Source organism: Pseudomonas sp. ADAK2 TE3594 (genome assembly GCF_053628675.1).
On the sequence record NZ_JBRJGV010000001.1, the window covers coordinates 148,491 to 165,507 of the forward strand.

At 59.9% G+C, this 17,017-nt stretch carries 15 protein-coding genes; 9 read left to right on the forward strand and 6 right to left on the reverse strand.

Features of this window, described 5'->3' with window-relative positions; genetic code table 11:
• The first annotated feature begins 292 nt into the window (after nt 1-292).
• From AB7M22_RS00610 to AB7M22_RS00625, 4 genes are all read left to right on the forward strand, one after another.
• A complete protein-coding gene (locus tag AB7M22_RS00610; protein ID WP_007901384.1) occupies nt 293-1,555 on the forward strand; it encodes an ATP-binding protein in 1,263 nt (420 codons plus the stop codon).
• Nucleotides 1,548-2,108, forward strand: a complete 561-nt coding sequence (locus AB7M22_RS00615) for a response regulator transcription factor (protein ID WP_007901386.1) — start codon at nt 1,548-1,550, stop codon at nt 2,106-2,108. The genes AB7M22_RS00610 and AB7M22_RS00615 overlap by 8 nt, the downstream gene beginning before the upstream one ends.
• Before the next feature lie 96 nt (nt 2,109-2,204).
• Nucleotides 2,205-3,932: an ABC transporter ATP-binding protein/permease gene (locus AB7M22_RS00620; RefSeq protein ID WP_454184888.1), complete on the forward strand. Its 1,728-nt coding sequence runs from the start codon at nt 2,205-2,207 to the stop codon at nt 3,930-3,932.
• A gap of 182 nt (nt 3,933-4,114) precedes the next feature.
• Nucleotides 4,115-4,864 carry a FadR/GntR family transcriptional regulator gene (locus tag AB7M22_RS00625; RefSeq protein ID WP_032836338.1) on the forward strand — a complete coding sequence of 250 codons (750 nt, stop codon included), beginning with the start codon at nt 4,115-4,117 and terminating at the stop codon, nt 4,862-4,864.
• Between the two features lie 156 nt (nt 4,865-5,020).
• Here the strand turns inward: AB7M22_RS00625 and AB7M22_RS00630 are convergent, their stop codons facing one another.
• Nucleotides 5,021-5,212, reverse strand: a complete 192-nt coding sequence (locus AB7M22_RS00630) for a hypothetical protein (RefSeq protein ID WP_454184889.1) — start codon at nt 5,210-5,212, stop codon at nt 5,021-5,023.
• Between the two features lie 14 nt (nt 5,213-5,226).
• Nucleotides 5,227-6,546 (reverse strand): phospholipase, encoded by a 1,320-nt coding sequence (locus AB7M22_RS00635; RefSeq protein WP_454184890.1) that lies wholly within the window; start codon nt 6,544-6,546, stop codon nt 5,227-5,229.
• A 235-nt stretch (nt 6,547-6,781) separates the two neighbouring features.
• Between AB7M22_RS00635 and kdgD the strand changes: the two genes are divergently transcribed.
• The 5 genes from kdgD to AB7M22_RS00660 all read left to right on the forward strand — a co-directional run bounded on the left by kdgD (nt 6,782) and on the right by AB7M22_RS00660 (nt 13,409).
• On the forward strand, nt 6,782-7,693 hold the full coding sequence (gene kdgD / locus AB7M22_RS00640; RefSeq protein WP_008015297.1) for a 5-dehydro-4-deoxyglucarate dehydratase: 912 nt from the start codon (nt 6,782-6,784) through the stop codon (nt 7,691-7,693).
• A gap of 60 nt (nt 7,694-7,753) precedes the next feature.
• A complete protein-coding gene (locus AB7M22_RS00645) occupies nt 7,754-9,199 on the forward strand; it encodes an aldehyde dehydrogenase family protein (protein ID WP_454184891.1) in 1,446 nt (481 codons plus the stop codon).
• A 168-nt stretch (nt 9,200-9,367) separates the two neighbouring features.
• The gene (locus AB7M22_RS00650) at nt 9,368-10,735 is read left to right on the forward strand and encodes an MFS transporter (RefSeq protein WP_008015294.1); all 1,368 of its coding nucleotides are present in this window, start codon (nt 9,368-9,370) and stop codon (nt 10,733-10,735) included.
• Between the two features lie 11 nt (nt 10,736-10,746).
• Nucleotides 10,747-12,300: a galactarate dehydratase gene (garD, locus tag AB7M22_RS00655; protein WP_454184892.1), complete on the forward strand. Its 1,554-nt coding sequence runs from the start codon at nt 10,747-10,749 to the stop codon at nt 12,298-12,300.
• 167 nt (nt 12,301-12,467) lie between these two features.
• The gene (locus tag AB7M22_RS00660) at nt 12,468-13,409 is read left to right on the forward strand and encodes an AEC family transporter (RefSeq protein WP_454184893.1); all 942 of its coding nucleotides are present in this window, start codon (nt 12,468-12,470) and stop codon (nt 13,407-13,409) included.
• 155 nt (nt 13,410-13,564) lie between these two features.
• Here AB7M22_RS00660 and AB7M22_RS00665 read toward each other — a convergent pair whose 3' ends face one another.
• The 4 genes from AB7M22_RS00665 to gatB form a co-directional block, all read right to left on the reverse strand.
• Nucleotides 13,565-13,945, reverse strand: a complete 381-nt coding sequence (locus AB7M22_RS00665) for a carboxymuconolactone decarboxylase family protein (RefSeq protein ID WP_007901416.1) — start codon at nt 13,943-13,945, stop codon at nt 13,565-13,567.
• Nucleotides 13,942-15,003 (reverse strand): calcium/sodium antiporter, encoded by a 1,062-nt coding sequence (locus tag AB7M22_RS00670; protein WP_454184894.1) that lies wholly within the window; start codon nt 15,001-15,003, stop codon nt 13,942-13,944. Before AB7M22_RS00670 ends, AB7M22_RS00665 begins: the two co-directional genes overlap by 4 nt.
• A gap of 50 nt (nt 15,004-15,053) precedes the next feature.
• Nucleotides 15,054-15,428, reverse strand: a complete 375-nt coding sequence (locus tag AB7M22_RS00675; protein ID WP_454184895.1) for a septal ring lytic transglycosylase RlpA family protein — start codon at nt 15,426-15,428, stop codon at nt 15,054-15,056.
• A gap of 137 nt (nt 15,429-15,565) precedes the next feature.
• Nucleotides 15,566-17,011, reverse strand: coding sequence for an Asp-tRNA(Asn)/Glu-tRNA(Gln) amidotransferase subunit GatB (gene gatB, locus AB7M22_RS00680; protein WP_007901424.1), 1,446 nt, complete (start codon nt 17,009-17,011; stop codon nt 15,566-15,568).
• Between the last annotated feature and the right edge of the window lie 6 nt (nt 17,012-17,017).

The following is a 17,017-nucleotide window of genomic DNA, read 5'->3' on the forward strand; positions in this document are numbered from 1 at the left end:
AAGGTCCGAACCTGCGTGAAACCATCAGACTCTAGCTTCAATGGTCCGGTTCGCACAGTTACAACTTCTATACAGATAATCAGCAGGTGGCTGCTTCGCAGCCAATCGCGGGCAAGCCACGCTCCCACAGGGGAACGCATTCCAATGTGGGAGCGTGGCTTGCCCGCGAAGGCGTCCTTATAGACGCAGCAATCCTTTCTGCCATGTGGTCGTTTGCCGCACTTTCGCCTCTCAGGCCCGTGGCTTGGTTATACTCCGTGCGATCCGCCTGGAGCGCTCATCAGGAGAGCTCATGCTCGCCCCCGTTCAAATCACTTCCGCCACTCGCCAGAACCTCTGGCGGCTCACGTTCATCCGCACGTTGGTGCTGGCCGCTCAGGCCGGTTCCGTAGGCCTGGCCTACTGGTTCGACCTGCTGCCGTTGCCCTGGCTGCAATTGGCGATCACCCTCGGTTTTTCCATGGTGCTCTGCGCACTGACCGCGATTCGCCTGCGCACGTCGTGGCCGGTGACCGAGCTTGAATACGCCGTGCAACTGGCCTGCGACCTGTTTATCCACAGTGCCTTGCTGTACTTCTCCGGTGGTTCGACCAACCCGTTCGTCTCTTATTACCTGGTGCCGTTGACCATCGCCGCCGTGACCTTGCCGTGGCGCTATTCGGTAATTCTGTCGGGCATCGCCCTGGCGTTGTATACGTTGCTGCTGGCGCGGTTCTATCCGCTGGAAACGTTCCCGATCGCCCGGGAGAACCTGCAGATCTACGGCATGTGGCTGAGTTTCGCCCTGGCTGCGGCGGTTATCACATTCTTCGCCGCCCGCATGGCCGAAGAGCTGCGTCGTCAGGAAGAATTGCGCGCCATTCGTCGCGAAGAAGGCCTGCGCGATCAGCAATTGCTGGCCGTTGCGACCCAGGCAGCCGGCGCTGCCCATGAACTGGGCACGCCGCTGGCGACCATGAGCGTGCTGCTCAAGGAAATGCGCCAGGATCATCCCGACCCGCTGCTGCAGGACGATTTGAGCGTGTTGCAGGATCAGGTCAAACTCTGCAAGGAGACCTTGCAGCAGTTGGTTCGGGCGGCGGAAGCCAATCGTCGCTTGGCGGTGGAGATGCAAGACGTCACCGACTGGCTCGACGAAGCCCTGAACCGCTGGCACTTGATGCGTCCGGAAGCCAGTTATCGCTTCCAGCGCTTGGGCCAGGGGACCGTGCCGCGCATGGCACCGCCGCCGGACCTGACCCAGGCCCTGCTGAATTTGCTGAACAACGCCGCCGATGCCTGTCCCGAAGGCTTGCAAGTGACCCTGGACTGGAATGCCGAGGACTTGACCATCAGCATTCGTGACCACGGCGCCGGCGTGCCACTGGCCATTGCCGAGCAGATTGGCAAACCGTTTTTTACCACCAAGGGCAAAGGTTTCGGCCTGGGCCTGTTTTTGAGCAAGGCCAGCGTGACACGCGCCGGCGGCTCAGTGAAACTCTACAGTCATGAGGAAGGTGGCACGCTTACCGAGCTGCGCCTGCCCCGTGTCGCCCGAGGAGACGAACATGAGTGACGAGATCCAAGTTGAAGGCGAAGAACTGCCGCATTTGCTGCTGGTAGACGACGATGCAACCTTCACCCGCGTGATGGCCCGTGCCATGGCCCGCCGTGGTTTTCGCGTGAGTACCGCAGGGTCCGCCGAAGAAGGCCTGACCATCGCCCAGGCCGACATTCCGGATTACGCCGCCCTGGATCTGAAAATGGACGGCGATTCGGGTCTGGTGTTGTTGCCCAAACTGCTGGAACTCGACCCGGAAATGCGCGTGGTGATCCTCACGGGTTATTCGAGCATTGCCACCGCCGTCGAGGCGATCAAGCGCGGCGCCTGCAATTACCTGTGCAAACCGGCGGACGCCGATGACGTGCTGGCCGCGTTACTCTCCGAGCACGCCGACCTCGACACCCTGGTGCCGGAAAACCCGATGTCCGTGGACCGCCTCCAGTGGGAGCACATCCAGCGCGTATTGACCGAGCACGAAGGCAACATCTCCGCCACTGCCCGCGCCTTGGGCATGCACCGTCGCACGCTGCAGCGCAAACTGCAGAAGCGCCCGGTCCGTCGCTGAACCGGCGCTGAACAATTGTTGTCACACCTCGTTACAAGCCGAGCCGTTCATTTATGATCGGCTCGTGTGTGTTCTTTTCTTTATCGAGCCTTATCCATGAATCAGAACGCTGAATATTGCGCGGTCAACGATGCTGTGCGCGGGCAGTTTTTTCGCAAAGTCTGGGCGATGACCACGCCTTACTGGCGCAGCGAAGAGAAGGGCAAGGCCTGGACGTTGCTGATCGCTGTGATCGCATTGTCGCTGGTCAGCGTGGGGCTCTCGGTGTGGTTCAACACCTGGTACAAGGATTTTTACAACGCCCTGCAACAAAAGGACGAGGCGGCCTTCTGGCGGCTGATCCTGTATTTCTGCGGGATCGCGGCGGTGGCAATCATCGCTGCCGTCTACCGGCTCTATCTGACCCAGATGCTGACCATCCGCTGGCGAGCCTGGCTCACCGAAAAGCATTTTGCCCGCTGGCTCGGCAACAAGAATTACTACCAGCTGGAACAGGGCGGTTACACCGATAACCCGGACCAGCGGATTTCCGAAGACCTCAACAACTTCACCTCGAACACCCTGGAATTGGGCATTGGTTTGCTTCGCAACATTGTCAGCCTGGTGTCGTTCTCGATCATTCTGTGGGGCGTGTCGGGCAGTATCGAAGTGTTCGGTTTCACCATTCCCGGCTACATGTTCTGGTGTGTGCTGGTCTATGCCGTGATCGGCAGCTGGCTGACGCATTTGATCGGCCGCCGTTTGATCGGCCTGAACAACCAGCAACAACGTTTCGAAGCCGACCTGCGTTTTTCCATGGTCCGGGTTCGCGAAAATGCCGAAAGCATTGCGTTGTATAACGGTGAGCCCAATGAAAACCGTCGTTTGAGCAGCCGTTTCGGCATGGTCTGGCACAATTTCTGGGACATCATGAAGGTGTCCAAGCGTCTGACGTTCTTCACCTCCGGTTATAGCCAGGCCGCCATCATCTTTCCGTTCATGGTCGCTGCACCGCGTTACTTCGCTGGCAAGATCGAGCTCGGCGATCTGATGCAAATCAGTTCGGCGTTCGGCAACGTGCAGGAGAGTTTCAGCTGGTTTATCAGTGCGTATCAGAATCTCGCTGCGTGGCGTGCCACTTGTGATCGTCTGCTGAGTTTCCGTCAGGCCATGACCGACAACGAAGAGCGCGCGCCGGCCATCGACGTGCAGAATCAAGGCTCGGCGTTGAAGGTGCACAACCTTGGCCTCGACCTCGCTGACGGTCGTCATCTGCTGACCAACGCCGACATGACTGTGGAGGAGGGCGAGCGCGTCATGCTCAGCGGTCGTTCCGGCAGCGGCAAATCGACGTTGCTGCGGGCGATGGGGCACCTTTGGCCGGCCGGCCACGGCAGCATCCGCCTGCCTATGGGGCGTTATCTGTTCCTGCCGCAAAAAACCTATCTGCCGATTGGCACCTTGCGCGAGGCGCTGAGTTATCCACAGCCCAGCGATACCTACCCGAACGAGCGCTACGTCCACGTGCTGGAAACCTGCCGCTTGCCACACCTGGTTTCGCGTCTGGATGAAGCCAACCACTGGCAACGCATGCTTTCGCCGGGCGAGCAGCAACGTCTGGCCTTCGCCCGTGCGCTGCTTTATGCGCCGCAATGGCTGTACATGGACGAAGCCACTTCGGCGATGGACGAAGAAGATGAGGCGTCGCTGTATCAGGCGTTGATCGATGAATTACCGGGTTTGAGCATCCTCAGCGTCGGGCATCGCAGCAGCTTGAAGCGCTTCCATCCACGGCATGTGCGTATCGAGAATGGCCATTTGGTGGATCAGACCGTGACCGCCTGAATTCCACCACCTCTGTAGGAGCGAGGCTTGCCCGCGAAGAACGATGACTCGGTCCTCAGTCGGAAACCGCGTGAAGGCTTTCGCGGGCAAGCCTTGCTCCTACAGGTGGTAGTGGTGGTGATCGTACAACCGCGTTGAGCTATGATGCGGATTCAGCCGCTTTTTCGAGAAAGACGTTCACCATGGAAAACCCGATCGACGCACCTCGCCTCCCTCGCAAGCGCCGCAGCCTCGCGCAGGAACTGGTGACGGTGCTGTCCGAGCAGATCCGCGACGGTCACCTCAAGCGTGGCGACAAGTTGCCCACCGAATCGGCGATCATGGATGCCCATGGCGTCAGCCGCACTGTGGTGCGCGAAGCGATTTCCCGTTTGCAGGCCGCAGGACAAGTGGAAACCCGGCACGGCATCGGCACCTTCGTGCTCGATACCCCGAGCCCGAGCGGTTTCCGTATCGACCCGGCCACCGTGGTGACCTTGCGCGATGTGTTGGCGATTCTGGAATTGCGCATCAGCCTGGAAGTGGAATCCGCTGGCCTTGCCGCGCAACGTCGCAGCCCTGAGCAGTTGGCGTTGATGCGAGCGGCGCTGGACGCCCTCAACGAAAGCGTCTCCCACGCCAGCGATGCCGTGGCGTCCGATTTCCAGTTCCACCTGCAAATTGCCCTGGCCACCGGCAACCGCTACTTCACCGACATCATGACCCACCTGGGCACCAGCATCATTCCGCGCACGCGTCTGAACTCCGCACGCCTGGCCCATGACGACCAGCAGCACTACATGAATCGTCTGAGCCGTGAGCACGAAGAGATTTATGACGCGATAGCCCGCCAGGATTCCGATGCGGCGCGTGCGGCCATGCGGTTGCATTTGACGAATAGCCGGGAGCGGCTGCGCCAGGCCCATGAAGAGGCGCAGGCGCAGCGGGGGTAGAGTTTCAGGTTGGGTGATTTGCTGCCTGACAGATAGCCATCGCGAGCAGGCTCGCTCCCACAGGGTTTTGTGTCGATCACAATAATGCGATCACACACAGATCCAATGTGGGAGCGAGCCTGCTCGCGATGAGGTCAGTAGCCTTCCTGGAATATGTCAGCCAGTTCTCAAAATCGAACGATCCACCCGCACCGCCAACTCAGCAGCCCCAGGTTTGGCATCGAACGCCACATACCCGCGTTCATCCACAACCGCCCGGGCAACCGGCACGCCCTTCGACAACAACTCCAGCGGCGCACCTTTCAGCGATTGGCCAGAAGCCAATTCCAGTTTCAGTTTGATAGTCATCAGTGATCTCCTTATCAGGCATTGGCCGCTGAATTCAGCACGCCGGTTGGTTTGTAGTCCTTGAGCAGCAGATAGGTACTCCACCCCCACCAGTCATCAACGGTCGCGGTGTCGTTCAGGTTATTGACGTCCTTGCGCCGCAACACCTTGTTGCCCTCGACCTTGAACAGTGGCGAGAAATTGTTCGCCGGGTTCAATACCGCTTGCAGATCAGGCAGCTTTTTCAATGCAGCAAAGCTGCCGGCCGACGGGGCGATGCCACTGAGGTACGCCGCGAACACTTCATCCGCAGAGACCTGAACCGCTTGATTCACTTGGGCGCGATTGGCGCTGTCGATGGTGTCGAAATAGCGTTTGTCGCCGTAGGCGCGCCAGCGATCACCGTTGCCATTGCTCACGTTGAGGCCGAACTTGCTGTCTTCATCGTGCATGAAACGGGTAATCAACGAACCCAGATCACTGGGCGTGACCACTGCCGCCAACTGTTTGCGCGGTACTCGCAGGTGACCGGCGGAAAACAGGTCGGTCAGAGAGTGATCGGCAAAAGCGTTCATCGCATAGGCCAGCTCCAACTGCTTTTCATCGCCGCTGTTGTGGGCCAGTACCGCTTGTTGCAGCGCTGCCGTGTGCCCGGCGATGTAGGCCAGCAACGCCCATTCGCCAAAGTGATCGGCATTGTTGGCGGCCAGTTTCAGATAACGCCCCAAAGGGAACAGCGCCGAGACAAAACTGCCGCCACCGGTGATCTTGTTCCACTCTTCCGACAACGTATCACCGAGGGCGTCATAAGCCTCGTGAGGCTGTTTTCCGTCCCTGATCGCTTGATTGACGGCGGCGATTTCCTTCTGCATGACACCGAGGATCAACTTCGCCTCGGCATTTGAGGCCGGCAGTACCGCCAGGGAATTGAAGGCGTTGGCAAAGCGCTGGATTCGCTCGGCGGGTGTCGCGCCTTCGTTGATCGGTTGATCGGGAATTCCATAGAAATCCCCCCCCAGCGCGATGACCTGGCCATAGGTCAGCGCCAGCCCGTTGGGTAGATGCAGCTCTACCTGTGAGGCTGGAATAGCGGGGGCGTCCTTGATGAAACGCAACAAGGTGCTGTCGCCGATAGCGGTGTGTTCAGCACCCTCGAACCTCAGTTGCGGCGCACCTTTCAGGGTTTTTTTCGGTGAGATGGGTTGCTGATTTTTGTGAGTGTGATGGCTGCTCGCGAGTAGTTTCAGGGTGTCTCCATCACCAGAAAGGGCGATGCCGTGCTCGGTAAAAAGATCATCCAGATCGGCAATGACCTGTCGGGTATTTTCCTTCGGTTTTGCGTGTAGACCTGACATTTCTAGCTCCTTGATATGTCGTAGGTAGAGTCAAATTTAACTGTATGTATATACAGTTATTTCGACTATAGATGAGATCTTTCCTACGTCAAGGAATTACATTTTCCGACGCGAATTTTGCGGCTCGCGATGAAATGCAGTTGACGGTTGTATTTTAAGTTGTACGATGACCTACAACTTCGGCGAAGGCTGAACGATTTTCTCACACAACGTTGCTACCCAGGGTGTTCGAATAATGAATCCACAAGAACTGAAGTCCATCCTCTCTTCCGGCCTGCTGTCATTCCCGGTCACCGACTTCAATGCCCAGGGCGATTTTCATCGCGCGGGCTACATCAAGCGTCTCGAATGGCTGGCCCCATACGGCGCCTCGGCATTGTTCGCCGCGGGCGGCACCGGTGAGTTCTTCTCTCTGGCGGCCAGCGAATATTCGGAAATCATCAAGACGGCAGTCGATACCTGCGCCACCAGCGTTCCGATCCTTGCCGGTGTCGGTGGCGCCACCCGCCAGGCCATCGAATACGCACAGGAAGCCGAGCGTCTGGGCGCCAAAGGCTTGTTGCTGCTGCCGCACTACCTGACCGAAGCCAGCCAGGACGGCGTTGCCGCCCACGTTGAAGCGGTGTGCAAATCGGTGAAGATCGGCGTGGTGGTTTACAACCGCAACGTCTGCCGCCTGACCGCGCCACTGCTGGAACGTCTGGCCGAGCGCTGCCCGAACCTGATCGGTTACAAGGATGGTCTGGGCGATATCGAGTTGATGGTGTCGATCCGTCGCCGCCTGGGCGATCGCTTCAGCTACCTGGGCGGTTTGCCGACCGCCGAAGTCTACGCCGCGGCCTACAAGGCGCTGGGCGTGCCGGTTTACTCCTCGGCGGTGTTCAACTTCATCCCGAAAACCGCGATGGATTTCTACCATGCGATCGCTCGCGAAGATCACGCCACCGTCGGCAAGATCATCGACGACTTCTTCCTGCCGTACCTGGACATCCGCAACCGCAAGGCCGGTTACGCCGTGAGCATCGTCAAGGCCGGGGCAAAAATTGCAGGCTATGACGCAGGTCCTGTGCGTGCGCCGCTGACCGATCTGACGGGCGAAGAGTACGAAATGCTCGCCGCGCTGATCGACAAGCAAGGTGCGCAATAACACTCGATAAAACCAGGGCCGCTGAGCAATCAGCGGCTTTTTGCGTGAGGAGATCTTCAAGTGGCAGATGCAAAGCATTTCGATAACTACATCAACGGCGAATGGGTGAAGGGCAGTGATTACTGCGCCAACATCAACCCGTCCGAGCTGAGCGATACCATCGGCGAATACGCCAAGGCTGATCTGGTTCAGGTCCACGCCGCCATCGACGCCGCTCGCGCCGCGTTCCCGGCCTGGTCCACTTCCGGCATCCAGGCTCGCCACGATTCACTGGATAAAGTCGGCACTGAGATCCTCGCCCGCCGCGAAGAACTCGGCACGCTGCTGGCCCGGGAAGAGGGCAAGACCCTGCCCGAAGCCATCGGCGAAGTGACTCGCGCCGGTAACATCTTCAAGTTCTTCGCCGGTGAATGCCTGCGCCTGTCCGGTGACTACTTGCCGTCGGTGCGTCCGGGCGTCAACGTCGAAGTCACTCGCGAAGCCCTCGGAGTGGTCGGCCTGATCACCCCGTGGAACTTCCCGATTGCGATCCCGGCCTGGAAAATTGCTCCGGCCCTGGCCTACGGCAACTGCGTTGTCCTGAAACCGGCGGATCTGGTGCCGGGCTGCGCCTGGGCGCTGGCGGAAATCATTTCCCGCGCAGGCTTCCCGGCCGGCGTGTTCAACCTGGTGATGGGCAGCGGTCGCGTGGTTGGCGATGCGCTGGTGCAGAGCCCGAAAGTCGACGGCATCAGCTTCACCGGTTCCGTGGGCGTGGGTCGCCAGATCGCTGTTAGCTGCGTGTCGCGCCAAGCCAAGGTTCAGCTGGAAATGGGCGGCAAGAACCCGCAGATCATTCTCGATGACGCCGACCTCAAGCAAGCGGTCGAGCTGTCGGTACAGAGCGCGTTCTATTCCACCGGCCAGCGTTGCACCGCCTCGAGCCGCTTCATCGTCACCGCCGGGATTCACGACAAATTCGTCGAAGCCATGGCCGAGCGCATGAAGTCGATCAAGGTTGGCCACGCGCTGAAAACCGGCACTGATATCGGTCCGGTTGTCTCGCAGGCTCAGCTTGAACAAGACATGAAGTACATCGACATCGGCCAGTCCGAAGGTGCGCGTCTGGTCAGTGGCGGTGGTCTGGTGACGTGCGACACCGAAGGCTACTTCCTCGCGCCGACGCTGTTTGCCGATAGCACAGCGGCGATGCGTATCAGCCGCGAAGAGATCTTCGGCCCGGTGGCCAACGTGGTTCGCGTCGCGGATTACGAGGCAGCGCTGGCCATGGCCAACGACACCGAGTTCGGTCTGTCGGCGGGTATCGCCACCACATCGCTGAAGTACGCCAACCACTTCAAACGCCACTCCCAGGCCGGGATGGTGATGGTCAACCTGCCGACCGCCGGTGTGGATTACCACGTTCCGTTCGGTGGGCGTAAAGGTTCATCCTATGGATCACGTGAGCAAGGTCGCTATGCACAAGAGTTTTACACGGTCGTAAAAACTGCCTACATCGGTTCCTGATACACCGCAGTACCTGTGGGAGCTGGCTCGCCTGCGATAGCATCACCGCGTTGAGGCTGACTCTGCGCGGTGCCTGCATCGCGGGCAAGCCCGGCTCCCACAAAAGCCAGATACGACAAAAAAATTGTTATTACCCGCATAAAAATAATCAGTGGGAGTACATCTACAATGCAATCGACCAAGCCGACTCACGTCCGCTATTTGATCCTGCTCATGCTGTTTCTGGTGACCACGATCAACTACGCCGACCGGGCCACCATCGCAATCGCCGGCTCCAGCCTGCAAAAAGACCTCGGTATCGACGCGGTCACCCTCGGTTATATCTTCTCCGCATTCGGTTGGGCCTACGTGGCCGGGCAAATTCCTGGTGGTTGGCTGCTGGACCGTTTCGGTTCGAAAAAAATCTACGCGCTGAGCATCTTCACCTGGTCGCTGTTCACCGTGCTGCAGGGCTATGTCGGTGAGTTCGGCATGTCCACGGCGGTGGTTGCGCTGTTCATGCTGCGCTTTTTGGTGGGCCTGGCCGAAGCGCCATCCTTCCCCGGCAACGCACGCATCGTGGCGGCCTGGTTCCCGACCGCTGAACGCGGTACGGCGTCTGCGATCTTCAACTCGGCGCAATACTTTGCCACCGTGTTGTTCGCACCGCTGATGGGTTGGATCGTTTACAGCTTCGGCTGGCAGCACGTGTTCATCGTCATGGGGGTGATCGGCATCATCTTCTCGGGGATCTGGCTGAAGGTGATCTACAGCCCGCGCCAGCACCCGATGATCAACGACGCCGAGTTCAAGCACATCGCCGACAACGGCGGCATGGTCGACATGGACCAGGACAAAGGCAAAGGCAAAAAAGGCGACGGTCCGAAGTGGGACTACATCCGCCAACTGCTGACCAACCGCATGATGCTCGGCGTGTATCTGGGCCAGTACTGCATCAACGGCATCACTTACTTCTTCCTCACCTGGTTCCCGGTGTACCTGGTGCAGGAGCGCGGCATGACCATCCTCAAGGCCGGTTTCATTGCCTCGTTGCCGGCGATTTGCGGGTTTATCGGTGGTGTGCTTGGCGGGGTGATTTCCGATTACCTGCTGCGCAAAGGTCACTCGCTGACCTTCGCCCGCAAGGCGCCGATCATCGCCGGCCTGCTGGTTTCCAGTAGCATCGTGGCTTGCAACTATGTAGACGTGGAATGGATGGTCGTCGGCTTCATGGCCTTGGCTTTCTTCGGCAAAGGCGTGGGCGCGTTGGGCTGGGCCGTGGTGTCCGACACCTCACCGAAACAGATCGCCGGCCTCAGCGGTGGCCTGTTCAATACCTTCGGCAACATTGCGTCGATCACCACGCCGATCGTTATCGGTTACATCATCAGCTCCACCGGCTCGTTCAAATGGGCGCTGGTGTTCGTCGGTTGCAACGCGCTGGTAGCCGTCTTCAGCTATCTGGTGATCGTTGGCCCGATCAAACGTGTGGTACTCAAAGAGCCACCTGTCAGCGGTCCTGAAACCAACAATAAGTTATCTGAAGCGCATTCCTGAGGAGCGGCGTCATGCAGTTGATTGAACATTCCGACTCGCCGCGCTACATCCGCCTGCACGAGCGGGACAATGTGGTGATCGTGGTCAACGATCAGGGCGTGCCGGCCGGCACTGAATTCCCCGATGGTTTGGTGACCGTGGATTTCGTGCCGCAGAGCCACAAGGTCACTCTCGAGGACATTCCCGAGGGCGGCCAGGTGATTCGTTACGGCCAGACGATCGGCTACGCGTTGCAGCCGATTCCTCGCGGCAGCTGGGTCAAGGAAGATCAACTGCGCATGCCGACCGCGCCGCCGCTGGACAGCCTGCCGCTGTCCACCGAAGTGCCGGCCGCGCAGGCACCGCTGGAAGGCTTCACTTTCGAGGGTTATCGCAACGCCGACGGCACCGTCGGCACGCGCAACATTCTCGGCATCACCACCACGGTGCAATGCGTTACCGGGGTGCTTGATCACGCGGTAAAACGCATCAAGGACGAACTGCTGCCCAAGTACCCGAACGTCGATGACGTGGTGGCGCTGACCCACAGTTACGGCTGCGGCGTGGCGATCACCGCCACCGACGCGTACATCCCGATTCGCACCGTGCGTAACCTCGCGCGCAACCCGAACCTGGGTGGCGAAGCGCTGGTGATCAGCCTGGGCTGCGAGAAATTGCAGGCCGGGCAGGTGATGCATGAGAACGACAGTTCGGTGGATCTGAGCGAGCCGTGGTTGTACCGCTTGCAGGACTCCAGCCACGGTTTCACCGAGATGATCGAACAGATCATGGAACTGGCCGAAACCCGCTTGAAGAAGCTCGATCTGCGTCGTCGGGAAACCGTGCCGGCGTCCGAGCTGATCCTCGGCATGCAGTGCGGTGGCAGCGATGCGTTCTCTGGCATCACTGCCAACCCGGCGCTCGGTTACGCCTCGGACCTGTTGCTGCGGGCCGGTGCGACGGTGATGTTTTCTGAAGTCACCGAAGTGCGTGATGCGATCTACCTGCTGACGTCCCGCGCCGAAACCGAGGAAGTAGCTCAGGAGCTGGTGCGGGAGATGGACTGGTACGACCGTTACCTGGCCAAGGGCGAAGCGGATCGTAGCGCCAACACCACGCCGGGGAACAAGAAGGGCGGGTTGTCGAACATAGTCGAGAAGTCCTTGGGCTCGATCGTCAAGTCCGGCAGCAGTGCAATCAACGGAGTGCTTGGCCCGGGCGAACGGTTCAAGCGCAAAGGGCTGATTTTTTGCGCGACCCCGGCCAGTGATTTTGTCTGTGGGACGTTGCAGTTGGCGGCGGGGATGAACCTGCATGTGTTCACAACCGGACGGGGTACGCCTTATGGGTTGGCGATGGCACCGGTGGTGAAGGTCTCGACCCGGACCGAACTGGCGCAACGCTGGCCGGATTTGATCGATATCGATGCCGGGCGAATTGCTACCGGGCGAGCGTCGATTGAAGAGCTTGGCTGGGAGTTGTTCCACTACTACCTGGACGTGGCCAGCGGCAAGAAACAGACGTGGGCGGAGCAGCATAAACTGCACAACGACATTACCTTGTTCAACCCTGCGCCTATCACGTAATGATCGTTCCCACGCTCTGCGTGGGAACGCAGCCCGGGACGCTCTGCGTCCCAAAAGCGTGACGCAGAGCGTCACAAGAGGCATTCCCACGCAGAGCGTGGGAACGATCCGGGTGAAAGTGGCTTATCATTAGCCCCCTAACGACGCCCACCCAAGGTTCTCCCGGCATGCTGGCTATTTTCCTCGAAACCCTGAACATCACCGCGCCGGTGTTTGCCATGCTGTTTCTGGGGGCGCTGCTCAAGCGCATCGACTGGATCAACGACAACTTCATTCACACCGCGTCGGCCTTGGTGTTCAACGTCACCATGCCGGCGTTGCTGTTTCTGGGTATCTTGCATGCGGACCTGCATGCCGCACTGCAACCGGCGCTGCTGATCTACTTCTCGGTCGCGACGCTGCTGTGTTTTGCGATTGCCTGGGGCTGGGCGATCTGGAAATGCCCGCGGGAAGACCGGGGCATCTATACCCAGGGCGCGTTTCGCGGCAACAACGGCGTTATCGGTCTGGCCCTTGCGGCGAGTATGTACGGCGACTACGGGATTTCCCTCGGGGCCATTCTCGCGGCGCTGGTGATCCTGTTTTACAACACGCTCTCGACCATCGTGCTGGCGGTCTACAGCCCGGTGATCAAGTCTGACCCGTGGAGTATCTGCAAAAGCGTGATGGTCAACCCGCTGATCATCAGCGTGTTTGCGGCGGCACCGTTTGCCTATTTCAAGATCGGTTTGCCGGGGTGGCTGGAAACGTCTGGCCAGTACCTGGCGCAAACCACCTTGCCGTTGGCGCTGATCTGCATCGGTGGCACGTTGTCGCTGGCGGCGATGCGCAAAAGCGGCACCATGGCGCTGAGTTCTAGCCTGGTGAAGATGATCGGACTGCCGGTGCTGGCGACCTTGGGGGCCTGGCTCTGGGGTTTTCGCGGGGCTGAGTTGGGGATTCTGTTTCTGTACTTCGGCAGCCCGACCGCCGCGGCCAGTTTCGTCATGGCTCGGGCGGCCAATGGCAATCATGAACTGGCGGCGGCGATCATCGTGATAACCACGCTGATGGCGGCGGTCACCACCAACATCGGGATCTTTTTGTTGCAGTGGGGTGGGTGGATTTAACCGAAGGCTTTGCGGAGTTCTTCAGGGCCTCATCGCGGGCAAGCCCGCTCCCACAAAGGTCTTCAGTGCTTATGCAATTTATGCAACAAGGCAAATCCCTGTGGGAGCGGGCTTGCCCGCGATGGCGATATCACTGACGGCGAAAATCCTGAGGCTTACTCAGGTTTCTGGTAGCTATCAATCACTTCCTGCGCCGCCCGGAACGCATCGATCGCCGCCGGCACACCGGCATACACCGCGCAATGCAGCAGTGCCTCGCGAATCTCTTCCACGGTGCAGCCGTTGTTCAGCGCACCGCGCACATGGCCTTTCAATTCTTGCGGGCACTTCAATGCGGTCAGCGCGGCGAGGGTGATCAGGCTGCGGGTTTTCAGCGGCAGACCTTCGCGATTCCACACACCGCCCCAAGCGTGTTCATTGACGAAGTCCTGCAACGGCTGGGTGAACTCGGTGGCGTTGCCCAAGGCGCGGTCGACGAAAGCGTCGCCCATCACTTGGCGGCGGACTTCAACGCCAGGTTTCTTATTGTCAGTCATGGCAATTCCCTCTTGTGGTGTTGGCGACGCCAGGCGCGTAGCGAGGTGAACAGCAAAAACGCCACCAGCGCCGGCAGGACGAAAAACAGCATCAGGTGTTCAAGTTTGCCGGCCAGCGGCATTCCCGTGGTGAACGACACCACGTGCAGCCCATAGGCCAGGTACAAACCCAAGAACAGCAGGCCCTCGGCGCGCGTCACCCGGTAGCCGGAATAGAACACCGGCAGGCACAGCACCGCGACACCGAGCATCACCGGCAGGTCGAAATCCAGGGCATTGGGCGAGACCGACAGCGGCGACGGCGCGATCAATGCGGTAAGCCCGAGCACGCCCAAGAGGTTGAACAGGTTGCTGCCGATCACGTTGCCCACTGCGATGTCCCGCTGACCGCGTAACGCGGCGATCAGCGAAGTGGCCAGCTCCGGTAGGGAAGTGCTGACGGCGACGATGGTCAGGCCGATGATCCGCTCCGACAAGCCCAGGTCGGTCGCGACCGCCACCGCAGCGCCGAGCAGCAAGTGCCCGGCGAACACCAGCATCGCCAGCCCGGCGACAATCAGCAGCAGGCTGCTGAACCACGGTGCCTGCGGTGCGTCATGAACGCCCGATGGCGGACGGGCCGAGTGCCGCGACTGGCGCAGCAGCAAGCCCAGGTACAGCACCAGCGCGGCCAGCAGAATAATGCCGTCTGTGCGGTTCAATTCTTCGTTCCACGCCAGTACGAACACCAGCAGGCTGGCGCCGATCATCAGCGGAATATCCAGGCGCACCAATTGCCGTGAAACCCGCAGCGGAATAATCAGCGCCGAGAGCCCGAGGGTGACGAGGATGTTGAAGATGCTGCTGCCGATCACGCTGCCGACGGCGATGTCGGCGTTTTGCGCCAGGGTGGCTTGCAGGCTGACCGCCATCTGCGGTGCGCTGCTGCCGAGGGCCACGATGGTCAGGCCTATGATCAGCGGCCGCACATGCAGTCGCGCGGCCAGGCGCACGGCGGCGCGCACCATCAATTCGGCACCGGCGATCAGTAAAAACAGACCGCAGAACAATTCAATCACGCTGATCAGGGGTAAATCGGCAAGTCCGAAAATAGTCAGCGCTCCGTCTATCAGTCGTCGAGGGTTTGCACGCGAACTTTCGCGGTGCCACTGCGCAGCATGCCCAATTGTTCGGCCGCTTCACGTGACACGTCGATCAGGCGCCCGCGAGAGTACGGCCCACGGTCGTTGACGCGCACCACGCAGGACCTGTCGTTATTGAGGTTGGTAATCTTCACCCGGGTGCCGAACGGCAACTGGCGATGGGCGGCGGTCAGGCCGTGCTGGTTGAAACGCTCGCCGCTGGCGGTGCGTTTGCCATGATGTTTGGCGCCGTAATACGAAGCTACGCCGGTCTTGTCGTAGCCGTGTGGATCGATGGTATCCGTACTGGCACAACCGGCCAGCAGAGAGAGCAGGGCGCAGGCACTGAGCAGACGCTTCATAAAAGGTATCCCTGACACAAATGTGGGAGCGGGCTTGCCCGCGATGGCAATGTATCTGATACACCGCCATCGCGGGCAAGCCCGCTCCCACAGGGTTTGAGTCGGACACAACATCCCACCCGCACCATTGATCGCAATCAGCCTTCGAGCTTGCTTTTCAGCAGTTCGTTGACCTGTTGCGGGTTGGCCTTGCCTTTGGAGGCTTTCATGGCCTGGCCGACGAAGAAGCCGAACATCTTGCCGCGTTTGGCTTCGTCTGCCGCGCGGTATTGTTCGACCTGTTCGGCGTTGGCCGCGAGCATTTCGTCCAGCACCGCCGAGATCGCACCGGTGTCGGTCACTTGCTTGAGGCCGCGCTTGTCGATGATCTCGTCTGCGCTGCCTTCACCGTTGGCCATGGCTTCAAAGACCACCTTGGCGATCTTGCCGGAGATGGTGTTGTCCTTGATGCGCAACAGCATGCCGCCCAGTTGCTCGGCCGAAACCGGCGACTGGTCGATGTCCAGCCCTTGCTTGTTCAACAGGCTGCCCAGTTCAACCATCACCCAGTTGGCCGCCAGCTTGGCGTCGCCGCCGATGCTCACGACTTTCTCGAAGTAATCGGCTTGCTCGCGGCTGGTGGCCAGGACGCTGGCGTCGTAGACCGACAGACCGAACTGTTCCTGGAAACGCTCGCGTTTCTGCGGTGGCAGTTCCGGCAGGGTGGCGCGTACGTCGTCGAGGAACGAGTCCTCGATGACCACCGGCAGCAGGTCCGGATCGGGGAAGTAACGGTAGTCGTTGGCTTCCTCTTTGCTGCGCATCGGACGGGTTTCGTCCTTGTTCGGGTCGTACAGACGGGTCTGCTGGATCACCTTGCCGCCGTCTTCGATCAGCTCGATCTGACGTTGCACTTCGCTGTTGATCGCCTTCTCGATGAAGCGGAACGAGTTGACGTTCTTGATCTCGCAGCGCGTGCCGAATTCAACCTGGCCCTTTGGACGGATCGACACGTTGCAGTCGCAGCGCAGCGAGCCTTCGGCCATGTTGCCGTCGCAGATGCCGAGGTAGCGTACCAGCGCGTGGATCGTCTTGACGTAGGCCACGGCCTCCTTGGCGCTGCGCATGTCCGGCTCGGAAACGATTTCCAGCAGCGGCGTGCCCGCACGGTTCAGGTCGATGCCGGTGGCACCGGTGAATTCTTCGTGCAGGCTTTTGCCGGCGTCTTCTTCCAGGTGCGCACGGGTTACACCGACACGTTTGATCGTGCCGTCTTCCATGGCGATGTCCAGGTGGCCCTTGCCGACGATCGGCAATTCCATCTGGCTGATCTGGTAGCCCTTGGGCAGGTCCGGGTAGAAATAGTTTTTACGGGCGAACACGTTGTGCTGACCGATCTCGGCATCGATGGCCAGACCGAACATCACCGCCATGCGCACCGCTTCCTGGTTCAGCACCGGCAATACGCCAGGCATGCCGAGGTCAACCAGGCTGGCCTGGGTGTTCGGCTCGGAACCAAAAGTGGTGGAGCTACCGGAAAAGATTTTCGACCGGGTGGTGAGCTGGGTATGAATCTCCAGCCCGATCACGACTTCCCATTGCATGTGTTT

Excerpts from the sequence above, each read along its gene's own strand:
- AB7M22_RS00610 (WP_007901384.1), top strand. The coding sequence starts at position 293 with ATGCTCGCCCCCGTTCAAATCACTTCCGCCACTCGCCAGAACCTCTGG.
- AB7M22_RS00615 (WP_007901386.1), top strand. The coding sequence starts at position 1,548 with ATGAGTGACGAGATCCAAGTTGAAGGCGAAGAACTGCCGCATTTGCTG.
- AB7M22_RS00620 (WP_454184888.1), top strand. The coding sequence starts at position 2,205 with ATGAATCAGAACGCTGAATATTGCGCGGTCAACGATGCTGTGCGCGGG.
- AB7M22_RS00625 (WP_032836338.1), top strand. The coding sequence starts at position 4,115 with ATGGAAAACCCGATCGACGCACCTCGCCTCCCTCGCAAGCGCCGCAGC.
- AB7M22_RS00630 (WP_454184889.1), bottom strand. The coding sequence starts at position 5,212 with ATGACTATCAAACTGAAACTGGAATTGGCTTCTGGCCAATCGCTGAAA.
- AB7M22_RS00635 (WP_454184890.1), bottom strand. The coding sequence starts at position 6,546 with ATGTCAGGTCTACACGCAAAACCGAAGGAAAATACCCGACAGGTCATT.
- kdgD (WP_008015297.1), top strand. The coding sequence starts at position 6,782 with ATGAATCCACAAGAACTGAAGTCCATCCTCTCTTCCGGCCTGCTGTCA.
- AB7M22_RS00650 (WP_008015294.1), top strand. The coding sequence starts at position 9,368 with ATGCAATCGACCAAGCCGACTCACGTCCGCTATTTGATCCTGCTCATG.
- garD (WP_454184892.1), top strand. The coding sequence starts at position 10,747 with ATGCAGTTGATTGAACATTCCGACTCGCCGCGCTACATCCGCCTGCAC.
- AB7M22_RS00660 (WP_454184893.1), top strand. The coding sequence starts at position 12,468 with ATGCTGGCTATTTTCCTCGAAACCCTGAACATCACCGCGCCGGTGTTT.
- AB7M22_RS00665 (WP_007901416.1), bottom strand. The coding sequence starts at position 13,945 with ATGACTGACAATAAGAAACCTGGCGTTGAAGTCCGCCGCCAAGTGATG.
- AB7M22_RS00675 (WP_454184895.1), bottom strand. The coding sequence starts at position 15,428 with ATGAAGCGTCTGCTCAGTGCCTGCGCCCTGCTCTCTCTGCTGGCCGGT.
- gatB (WP_007901424.1), bottom strand. The coding sequence starts at position 17,011 with ATGCAATGGGAAGTCGTGATCGGGCTGGAGATTCATACCCAGCTCACC.